Here is a 464-nt window from a genome sequence, read left to right on the forward strand (position 1 = left end):
CCCGTTCCCATGCCGAACACGGAAGTTAAGCTCTTCAGCGCCGATGGTAGTTGGGGGATCTCCCCCTGTGAGAGTAGGACGTCGCCAGGCGGATACATATTTCGGAGGATTAGCTCAGCTGGGAGAGCATCTGCCTTACAAGCAGAGGGTCGGCGGTTCGATCCCGTCATCCTCCACCATGGATTTTTGCGCAGCGTAGCGGAGCAAAATATCCTTCCTTACTCTCTACAATGTTTCCAAAACTAAGTTTTAAGATAAACAACTCAACATGCCGGTGTAGCTCAACTGGTAGAGCAACTGACTTGTAATCAGTAGGTTGGGGGTTCAAGTCCTCTTGCCGGCACCACTTTGGTTTTTAATCTCATATTTTTATGAGCCATTAGCTCAGTTGGTAGAGCATCTGACTTTTAATCAGAGGGTCGAAGGTTCGAGTCCTTCATGGCTCACCATAGATTTTTGCAAAA

3 tRNA genes and 1 rRNA gene are annotated in these 464 nt (G+C 48.1%); all 4 read left to right on the forward strand.

The annotated features are described in order from the left end of the window. Positions 1 to 90 (forward strand): 5S ribosomal RNA (gene rrf / locus AAEO50_RS21275); the annotation flags it as partial. 13 nt (positions 91 to 103) lie between these two features. Continuing rightward, positions 104 to 179, forward strand: a tRNA-Val gene (locus AAEO50_RS21280). A gap of 91 nt (positions 180 to 270) precedes the next feature. Then, a tRNA-Thr gene (locus AAEO50_RS21285) sits at positions 271 to 346 on the forward strand. A gap of 27 nt (positions 347 to 373) precedes the next feature. After that, positions 374 to 449 (forward strand) — tRNA-Lys (locus AAEO50_RS21290). The last annotated feature ends 15 nt before the right edge of the window (positions 450 to 464 follow it).

Origin of the sequence: Rossellomorea oryzaecorticis (assembly GCF_038405515.1) — a bacterium.
Lineage (GTDB): Bacteria > Bacillota > Bacilli > Bacillales > Bacillaceae_B > Rossellomorea > Rossellomorea oryzaecorticis_A.